Annotated in this window: 9 protein-coding genes; 6 read left to right on the plus strand and 3 right to left on the minus strand. The window is 66.4% G+C overall.

Features of this window, described 5'->3' with window-relative positions:
- From V5A53_RS10520 to V5A53_RS10535, 4 genes are all read left to right on the plus strand, one after another.
- Positions 1–2,486: formate dehydrogenase subunit alpha (locus tag V5A53_RS10520; RefSeq protein ID WP_332313564.1), on the plus strand; the 2,486-nt coding region annotated here is incomplete at its 5' end.
- Between the two features lie 36 nt (positions 2,487–2,522).
- On the plus strand, positions 2,523–3,155 hold the full coding sequence (locus tag V5A53_RS10525; protein WP_332313565.1) for a 4Fe-4S dicluster domain-containing protein: 633 nt from the start codon (positions 2,523–2,525) through the stop codon (positions 3,153–3,155).
- Positions 3,152–3,541, plus strand: a complete 390-nt coding sequence (locus V5A53_RS10530) for a hypothetical protein (RefSeq protein WP_332313566.1) — start codon at positions 3,152–3,154, stop codon at positions 3,539–3,541. The genes V5A53_RS10525 and V5A53_RS10530 overlap by 4 nt, the downstream gene beginning before the upstream one ends.
- On the plus strand, positions 3,538–4,545 hold the full coding sequence (locus V5A53_RS10535; protein ID WP_332313567.1) for a cytochrome b/b6 domain-containing protein: 1,008 nt from the start codon (positions 3,538–3,540) through the stop codon (positions 4,543–4,545). The genes V5A53_RS10530 and V5A53_RS10535 overlap by 4 nt, the downstream gene beginning before the upstream one ends.
- A 30-nt stretch (positions 4,546–4,575) precedes the next feature.
- On the opposite strand, the gene V5A53_RS10540 is transcribed toward V5A53_RS10535, so the two are convergent.
- Complete coding sequence (locus V5A53_RS10540) at positions 4,576–4,977, minus strand: hypothetical protein (protein ID WP_332313568.1); 402 nt, start codon at positions 4,975–4,977, stop codon at positions 4,576–4,578.
- A gap of 77 nt (positions 4,978–5,054) precedes the next feature.
- Here V5A53_RS10540 and V5A53_RS10545 point away from each other — a divergent pair, with 77 nt between their 5' ends.
- On the plus strand, positions 5,055–5,237 hold the full coding sequence (locus V5A53_RS10545; RefSeq protein ID WP_332313569.1) for a hypothetical protein: 183 nt from the start codon (positions 5,055–5,057) through the stop codon (positions 5,235–5,237).
- Between the two features lie 189 nt (positions 5,238–5,426).
- Positions 5,427–6,536: a DoxX family protein gene (locus V5A53_RS10550; protein ID WP_332313570.1), complete on the plus strand. Its 1,110-nt coding sequence runs from the start codon at positions 5,427–5,429 to the stop codon at positions 6,534–6,536.
- Positions 6,537–6,545: 9 nt separating this feature from the next.
- On the opposite strand, the gene V5A53_RS10555 is transcribed toward V5A53_RS10550, so the two are convergent.
- Together V5A53_RS10555 and V5A53_RS10560 are read right to left on the minus strand one after the other, a co-directional pair.
- The gene (locus V5A53_RS10555; RefSeq protein WP_332313571.1) at positions 6,546–7,238 is read right to left on the minus strand and encodes a DUF7124 domain-containing protein; all 693 of its coding nucleotides are present in this window, start codon (positions 7,236–7,238) and stop codon (positions 6,546–6,548) included.
- On the minus strand, positions 7,231–8,997 hold a 1,767-nt coding region (locus V5A53_RS10560; protein ID WP_332313572.1), incomplete at its 5' end, for an aldehyde ferredoxin oxidoreductase family protein. The genes V5A53_RS10560 and V5A53_RS10555, both read right to left, overlap by 8 nt.

Here is an 8,997-nt window from a genome sequence, read left to right on the forward strand (position 1 = left end):
AGTACGGGCTGGCGATGGACCCCGACGCCGACGACTCGGGGCAGAACATGCTCACGGACCGCGTTCAGGGCTGGGAAGACCTCGACGTGGAACTCGACCAGTACGACAAGGAGACGGTCTCGGACATCACGTGGGTCTCCGAGGAGGACATCGAGCGCATCGCGGAGATGGTCGATGAGAACCGCCCCCACGTCCAGATTGAGTGGGCGATGGGCGGTACTCAGCACAACAACGGAACCCAGAACATCCGTTCGTATGCCGCGTTGAGCCTCGCTTCCGGCAGTTCAGCCCGGAGCGGCGGCGGCCTGCAGGTCATGCGGGGCCACGCCAACGTCCAGGGTGCGACCGACCTCGCGGTGGCGAGTCACATCCTGCCGGGCTACTACGGCCTCACGCCAGGTGGCTGGTCGTGGTGGGCCGAGATCTGGGACAAGAACCCCTACACCAGCGGTTCGACCTCGTTCGAGGAGATGTACGACAAATTCGAGTTGATGCCGGAGGACAAGTACATCCGGCAGAGCCCCGTCGCCGAGGGCAACGAGGACATCGACACCTCGTTCCCGGCCGACAACTCGATGATGTTCCAGAACGGGCTCACGGTGGCCCGCTGGTTCGAAGGCGCCCTCGACCAGGAGGACCGCTATCAGGAGACGCCGATCTACCAACCCGACCAGGTGAAGATCGCGGTCTTCTGGGGCCACTCCGCGAACTCCATCAGCGAGATGGAGCAGATGAAGGAGGGCATGGAGAACCTCGACTTGCTGGTCGTCGTCGACGTGTTCCCCTCGGTCGCGAGCGTCCTACCGGACTACGAGGACGGCCCGCCGGTCCTGCTCTTGCCGGCGTCGAGTCAGTACGAGCACTACCGCTCGCTGACGAACACGAACCGCTCGGTGCAGTGGTCGGAACCGGTCGCCAAGCCCGCACACAACTCCCGGCCGGACCTGCGCATCATGCAGGAGTTGGCCGACGAACTCGGCTTCGGCGAACACTTCGACTGGGGCAGCGGCCCCGAGATGCACAACGGCAAATCGTCCTACGAGAACGTCATCCGGGAGTTCAACCTCGGGACGAACACCATCGGCTACCGGCAGACGCCCGAACGGCTCCAACAGCATCTGGAGTACGACTACGCGTTCTCCAGCGAGGACCTCAAAGGCGCCGAGGGGACGCCCGTAGAGGGCGAATACTGGATGCTTCCGTGGCCCTGCTGGGGCGAGGGGCATCCGGGGACGCCCATCATCTGGAACGACGATATGAACCCCAACGACGGGGGTCAGGACTTCCGGACCCGGTGGGGCGTCCAGGCTCCGACGCCCGAGGCGTGGGATGCGATGCCAACCGACGCCGACTACCCGCTTCAGGAGACCGTCGACGCCGTCGGCGACAGATACGACAGCCAGGAGGACGCGCTGAGCCTCGTTCGGGACCCCTACGTCCCCGACTGGGCCGGCAGCAGGGACCTGGCCGAGGACGGCCAGATCCACGGCGTGCCGGAGTATCCCGGCTGGAAGGTCACGCCACCGAAGAGCCTCATCGACCCGACACAGCGGACACAGTCCGACGAGCTGACGATTCCGCAGCAGTACGCGCTCGACAACCAGGAGTCGGTCTACACCGCCGCACAGGAACTCAACGACCCCGACACCGGAAGTCCGGAGTTCGACGACTACCTCGAAACCATGATCGGGGAAGGCGTCGACCCCGACTTCTACGAGCAGTACGACTACAAACAGCCCGACGCCCCGACCGGCCGAGGTCGGGCACGGGCGGTCGTCTGGAGCTTCCTGGACACGGTGCCGGTCCACCGCGAACCCATCGAGAGTCCGCGGCCGGACCTCGTCGAGGAGTGGCCGGCGAACGGCCAGCAGCGGAACTTCTACCGGCTCGACCAGAACAACGCGACCGAACAGCAGCAGGCCATGGATATCATCCACGGTGATGGTGACGGCCCCGAGCTCGATACCATCATGACGACCGGCCGGCAGGTCGAACACCAGGGTGGCGGCTCGGAGACGCGGTCCAACATCCACACCGCCGACCTGCAACCCCACATGTACGCGGAGATAACGCCCGCCAAGGCCGAGGAACTCGGCGTCGACGGCGGCGATCTCGTCGTCGTCTCCTCGACCGACCGGGGGTCGGTACTCGTGAAGGCACGGGTGACCGAACGCCCCAACGACGGCGAGGTGTTCCTCCCGTTCCACTGGGGCGGGGTGTTCAAAGGCAAGAGCCAGGAGGACAAATACCCCGAAGGCACCGTCCCGTACGCCATCGGCGACTCCGCGAACGCGATCACGTCACGGGGTTACGACGTCGAGACGCAGATGCAGGAGACGAAGGTGTCGATGGTGGCCGTCCGACCGGCCACCCAGAGCCTGCTCGAGGAACTCGGGATGGACACGGACCTCGAGTTCCCGCAGGACCGCGACGGCATTGGCCAGCAGAAGAACTTCGACATCCGTGACAGCGAAACGGTTCAATGAGGTGATACAAGCATGTCTCAATCGAACAAAGAAATAATGGGCGATGGCGTGATGAGCGTCGGGGAGGGAACACGGATCTTCCCGGACGTCGGTGCGTGCATCGACTGTGGTGGCTGTGTCGTCGCCTGCAAGCGAACGTGGGACGTTCCCCACGACGAACAACGCATCAGCATCTCGACGATGCTGGAGGGTCAAGAGGGGTCCGGGATGTCCGGGGCGGCCGCGCTCGCACAGGGTGAATCGCCCGGCGAGACGTCCATCCCGATGCAGTGTTACCACTGCGACAACGCACCCTGTGTTTCGGTGTGTCCGACCGACTCCCTCATCAAGACCGACGAGGAGTTCGTCGACGTCCGAGAGGACCTCTGTGTCGGCTGTCAGTACTGCCTGTCGGCGTGTCCGTTCGGGGCGCCGCAGTTCCCCGAGGAAGACGACGGCGCCGCACAGGTGTTCGGTACCGGCGGCAAGATGGACAAGTGTACGATGTGTGAAGAACGGCAGGACATCGGCAAGGGCCCGGCCTGCGCCGAGGAGTGTTCGACCGACGCCATCCTCGTCGGCCAGCCCTCACAGATTGCCGACGAACTCGACAAGCGCGACGAGGGTCCGTTCTTCAACGACGTCGCGATGGACATCGTCTTCGGCGACGACGCCGGTGAGTTCCGATGAGCTACGAGACGCCCGAGGTCGAGGGCTACTCCCCGATCGCCGTCTTCATCTCGGCGCTCGTCGGCATCGCCGTCGCCGTCCTGTCGGTGTGGTGGGCCAGCGGCTTCGGGCCGTTCTACGAGACGCTCTTCCGCGTCGGTCCGACCGTGGAGGGCGGCGGCGTCGGCACCGACTGGGTCGCCGGTAACACCATCCCGGCGCTGGACTTCCTCATCGCGATAATCCACGCCGCCGACGTTCTCCTGGGCGTGTTCATCCTGTTCCTGGTGTTCCTCCACTGGGCGAGTTTCCGCCGTATCGCCGCTCGGATGCGGCATCCCGGTGAGGGCAAGTCGGCCGACACGGTGATGGCCGACGGCTCCGGCGACGGAGGTGATTCGGAATGACGAACCTCGACCACGGCAAGTTCACGCGGGTGACGACGCTGTTCCACTCGCTGCTGGCCCTCGACGTGTTCCTGCTGTTCTTCACCGGCTACGCCATCATGTTCAACTCCGAACTGTGGTGGATGATGGAGCTGATGGGCGGTGCGACGGGCGTCGCCGCGCTGCATCGCGTCGCCGGCATCGGCCTCGTCGCGCTCATCGTCTTCTGGATGGTGCTGATGATCATCAGCCCGACCGGCCGGAGCAACTTCAGCGAGGTACTCCCGGCGAAGGCCGACATCGACGCGTTCCTGCAGGACGTCCAGTTCATGCTCGGACGCGCCGACGAACGGCACCCGCACGCCCGACAGTTCGCCGGCTACGAGTCCGACGAGGTGCCCCTGCTGTCCTACGTCGGCAAGGGCGTCGTCTTCATCTTCGCCATCGAGTTGACCCTGCTCACCATCTCGGGACTGCTCATCTGGTCGAAGACCGGCCTCATGTCGTACTTCGCGACACGAACCGCCGCCATGGCGTTCGTCGTCTTCCACGGACTGCTGGGCATCATCATGCTGATGGGGGTGATGTTCCACATCTTCGAACACGGGATGCATCCCGCCTTCTACCCCGTCGAGACGAAGGCGTTCATCCCCCGTAGCATGATCCCCGAGAGCCACGACGACGAGGACCACGACGGGACGGGTATCGAACAACTCGAACTCTCGCCGAGTTGGCACTCCGTCTCGACGATCTTCGGCTCGCTCGTCGTCATCGGCATCGTCTCGGTGTTGATGGGCAGTATCGTCCGGGAGGGGTATCCGGTTCCACGGGAACTCGTCGTCAGCGGCGACCTGACCAACCTCCTGCTCACGATCGGCATCAACATCGGGATGTTCGTGCTGTTCGTCGGCCTCGTGCTCTCGATGTACGGCAACGTGATGCGGGTCCGCTGGGAGAAGGAGATGCAGCGCCAGCAGGAACGCGAGACGGTCGCGGACGGCGGCGAAACCCAGATGGACGACTAACCCTCTCGTTTCGGCGCTTTTTTGCGGTCGTTACGCTGTCAGCAGCTCTGCACCTTCCTGGGATAGCTCCACGGTGGCGTCCTGTCGCGTCTGTTCCTGAATCTGGTCGATGTTGCGCGTCAGCACCTCGAGGATGTCCTTCGGCTCCGGGTACACCAGCATGTTCCCGTCTTCGTCTTCCATCACCAGTTGGGTATCAGAGAGGGTCACCTGGTCGTTCTCGATGCTGGCGACGATGGCCGGCAGTGCCTCCGCCCCACCGGGGTCGCCCTCCTCGACTCTGGTGATGTAGACGGCCTCGAGGCCGATCAGGTCCTTGTACTCGCGGACCCGCTCGGCGCAGTTGACCATATCCCTCGTCACCGCAGTTTTGCGCTGGTTCCCGTGTTCTCCCTCGTAGCAGTGTTTACACACCCGTAACTCGATTCGCATGCGTCGATGTATCGGAGTGGGAACTAAAGACGGTTGCGCCGGTAACGTTTTTATACGGCCGGGGTATGTGTTAACATATGGCTGGTGTACTGAACGTCGTATACGCCGTCATCGTCGTGCTGGTGGCCATCGTCGGGTTCGGCTACGTGTTGACACAGTCGGACGACGGTACTGGCAAGGAGACGCGATGGAGCGACTGGGGGACCATCGCCGCGGTCGCGTTGTTCCTGGTGGCGCTCGTGTGGACGACCATGTTCTGACCGTCTCACACACCGCCCACGCCGGTTTCGTCGGGCGGTCGCCCAGCGTGACGTCGGGCCATCCCGTACCCTGTGTTCCATCTCTCCTACTCGAACCGGGATTCTATCGCTCTTTTATAAAGTGATCTCGCGGCGACCGCACGATTACTGACACTGGTTCTTTTAAACCTCGCTCCCAGTGTATGAACTATGGTAACCCATGACGTGAGATCGGTCTCGCGCGCGCTGGTTACTATCGGCGTCGTCTTGGTGGCCTGTTCGGGGGTCGCGGCCGCCCACGTCAGGTTCGTCACGAACACCGAGCAGGCGGGCGAGGGGTTGGCGTTCCTCGCCGACGCGTTGACCGACCCGGTCAACGCCGTTGTCCTCGGCGGCGGCGGCCTCGCCACGCTCGGCGCCCTCGGCGTCTATCTCCGCGTCCGGCCGTTCCAGCGGGACATCGCGGTGTTCCGCGACGTGATGACCGGCTACCGTGACCTGTTGCCGTGGCTGTTGCGCCTCGGGTTCGGACTGCCGCTCGTCGGCGCCGGCTTCGCGGGCTACTTCTTCAACCCCATCGTCGAACCGGCCGCCGCCCCCGGCCTCACCCGCCTGTTCCAGATCGGCCTCGGGTTCGCTCTGCTCTTCGGCATCGCCACGCGAGCGGCCGCGATAATCGGGTTGCTGGTGTACCTGCTGGCGCTTCTCTCCCAGCCGCTGTTGCTGTACTCCTTCGAGTGGGTCCCCGGCCTCGTCGCCATCGCCCTGATCGGCAGCGGCCGGCCCAGCGCCGACGAGGTCCTGCAGAAGGTCGCCGCCGCCGAGGGGACCGTCTACGGGCAGGTCGACCCGGTCCACCGTGCCGCGTCGTGGCTCAACCGCGTCGTCGACCCCTACGAGCGGTTCGTCCCGACGGTCATCCGGGTCGGGATGGGACTTTCGTTCGTCTTCCTCGGCCTCTTCGAGAAACTGCTGGCCCCCGAGATGGCCTTCGGCGTCGTCGAGCAGTACAGCCTCACCGCACTGCTGCCCGTCCCCGCCGAACTGTGGGTACTCGGTGCCGGCTTCGCCGAACTCGGCCTCGGTCTCGCCATCATGTTCGGCTTCTTCACCCGTATCTCCGCGATAACTGCGCTGAGCGTCTTCGTCCTCACGCTGTTCGGTATCCCGGACGACCCCGTCCTCGCCCATATCGGACTCTTCAGCCTCGCCTCGGCGCTCCTCATCACGGGCGCAGGCGCCTACGCCCTCGACAACCGCATCGGCGCCGACAAGCCGGCGGCGACCCACGACGGGGTCGCTGCCCCGGCCGACGATTAGAAGGTCTGTCTATTCCTCTTCGATGTCCCAGTCGGCTTTCTCGGCGGCCGTTTCCAGCGGGACGAACTCCCAGCCGGCTTCCTCGGCGATCCACTCGTCGTCGGGCGTGCCGACGACGGCCAGTCGCTCGGCGTAGAACATCGACGTCTTGCCGATGCCAGCGAGCCGTTCGGCGGGCCCGGTGCCCGTCCCGTTGAAGAAGTCGGCGTCGATGCCGTGCTCGCGCTGGAACTTGGTGATGACCGGCGCGCTCACGTCGCCGACGATACCGACCCAGTCGGCCCACTCGCGGGCCGAAACGACGACCAGTTGCGGGTCGGCCAGTTCGGTGACGGCGTTGTAGGTCAGCGCCATCGTCATGTCGTCGACGCCGCCGCCGTGGGGGCCTTCGGCCATTGGCTCGGCGTCGTCGGGAGCGTTGCTGACGGTCGCGCCAGCGCCCGAGCCACCGCTTTCGGTCGGCACGCCCGCGGGCTTGTCCTCGTTCTCCCGGGGGACGCGCGGAACGGGGCCGCCCTCGTCGGCGGCCATATCGGTTGCGTCCGTGTCGGTTCCGCCACTTCCGGCGCTCGCTGTCGGCGTCGGCGCCTCAGGCTCGTCGTCGGGGTCGCCCTCCTCGCGCCACAGCCAGTCGCCGCGGTTGGCCTCCGGTTCGTCGGCGTCGTCGGTTTCGATCTCGTCGAGGTCGATCTTGTCAGTCATCGTCGTCGGTTTCGGTTCGCGGGGTGGTTTCAGGGGCGTTGTCGGCCGGCGTTTCGTGGTCGACTGCGAGGTCGAGTCGTTCGAGCGTCTCGCGGGTCGGCAGCCCCTCGCGGTTCCAGCCGCGGGCCGCGTAGTAGGCGTCCAACAGGAGTTCGAACCCTTCGGGGTCGATGCGGTCGCCTTCGGCGGGGCCGTCGGGAATCGGTTCGGTGAAGGCCGCGGGCAGTTCGTCGCCCGCCCGGTCGAAGCCTTCGCGGGCGTTGAACAGGCGCACGAGGTTCCAGACGCGCTCGCCGACGCGTCGGAGGTCGGCGGCCTCGTAGTCGTATCCGAGCGCGTCGAACCACTCGGCGCCGAAATCGTCCCACAGCGGCTCGCCGGCGAAGTCGTCGGCGACGAAACTCCACAGCGCCGAGCGGGTGTTCTGGGCGACGATGACCGCGGCGACCCGTTTGCTGGCGTCGGTGTCCTCGGCGAAGGCCTCCCACTCGATGGGACGGGCCCGCCGGTGGCAGCCCCCCCGGTCGCTCGTCGCGTAGGCCAGCGCCATCCCGACGGCCGCCCGGGGGTCGTAGGCGGGCAGTTCCATCGACTTGACCGTCGGGATGACGCCGTCGGTATCGTACTCGTCCGCGGCGGCGTCGACGCCGTCGGCGAGCGTCTCGGCGACGCCCGCCTCGCAGGGGCCGTCGCCGCCGGTCGCGATGGCCTCGATGAGACGGCGGGCGCCGTCGGCGTCGCCGAAGGCCAACTCGCAGTCGACGCGGCCGGCCTCGGCGGCCCGAATCGCCCATGCGACGGCGTTGCCCGCCGAGATCACGTCGATACCGAGGCGGTCACACACCTCGCCCAACTCCGCGACGGCGTCGAACTCCTCGACGCCGAGGCCCGCCCCGAGGGTCATCGGCGTTGCGCCGCGGGGGACCGACGTGCCTTCGTCGGTCTCGATCTCGAAGCCACCCGGTACTTCCTGGTCCGGGTGCTCCCGGCCGACGGCGGCCTCGGTTGCGGCTTCGATGCCGATGTCGTCGGCGGCCTCGAACTGGTCGCGCTGCCAGCCTTCGGTGGCAAGGGCGCCGACCTCGTTGGCGAAATCGATGCTTTCGAGCGTCTCGCCGGCGGCCTGCCACCGACCCGTATCGCCCTCGGCGTATGCGCGCTCGTAGCGTGCCCGGAGGTCGGCGAGTTCGGGCGGCGTCTCGGGGGCGTCGTTCCGGGCGACGACGGCCTTGAGCCCTTTCGAGCCCATGACAGCGCCTGCCCCGCCGCGGCCGGCGTGGTGGTCGCCGGCGTCGGAGGCGATGGTCGCGTAGGCGACACCGCGCTCGCCGGCGGGGCCGATGCAGGCGACGCCCGAATCGGGGTATGCCTCGGCGGTCGCGACCGTATCCTCACCCCACGTCTCGGCAGGTTCGATGCGGCCGTCGCCGTCCTCGATGACGATGCGCACCGGCTCGTCGGCCTCGCCCGTCACGAGCAAGGCGAGACAGTCGTCCAGCGACCCGGCGAGGCGGTCGGCGAAGACGCCGCCAGCGTAGGAGTCCAGAAAGCCGCCCGTCAGCGGCGATTTCGTCACCGCGGCATAGCGGGTCTCGCCCGGCAGGTACCCCGACAGCGGACCGATACAGAACGCCAGCGGGTTCTCGGGCCCGAGCGGGTCGGTGCCCGCGTCGAGTTCCTCGTAGAGATAGCGCGCTCCGAGGCCCTTGCCGCCCAGAAAGCGTCGACGCCATCGCTCAGGGACGCGCTCGCGGCTGAC

The organism is Natronomonas sp. (assembly GCF_036625485.1).
Lineage (GTDB): Archaea > Halobacteriota > Halobacteria > Halobacteriales > Haloarculaceae > Natronomonas.

What these genes read in the sequence shown, in the direction of transcription:
- V5A53_RS10525 (WP_332313565.1), top strand. Translation starts at nt 2,523, where the DNA reads ATGGGCGATGGCGTGATGAGCGTCGGGGAGGGAACACGGATCTTCCCG.
- V5A53_RS10530 (WP_332313566.1), top strand. Translation starts at nt 3,152, where the DNA reads ATGAGCTACGAGACGCCCGAGGTCGAGGGCTACTCCCCGATCGCCGTC.
- V5A53_RS10535 (WP_332313567.1), top strand. Translation starts at nt 3,538, where the DNA reads ATGACGAACCTCGACCACGGCAAGTTCACGCGGGTGACGACGCTGTTC.
- V5A53_RS10540 (WP_332313568.1), bottom strand. Translation starts at nt 4,977, where the DNA reads ATGCGAATCGAGTTACGGGTGTGTAAACACTGCTACGAGGGAGAACAC.
- V5A53_RS10545 (WP_332313569.1), top strand. Translation starts at nt 5,055, where the DNA reads ATGGCTGGTGTACTGAACGTCGTATACGCCGTCATCGTCGTGCTGGTG.
- V5A53_RS10550 (WP_332313570.1), top strand. Translation starts at nt 5,427, where the DNA reads ATGGTAACCCATGACGTGAGATCGGTCTCGCGCGCGCTGGTTACTATC.
- V5A53_RS10555 (WP_332313571.1), bottom strand. Translation starts at nt 7,238, where the DNA reads ATGACTGACAAGATCGACCTCGACGAGATCGAAACCGACGACGCCGAC.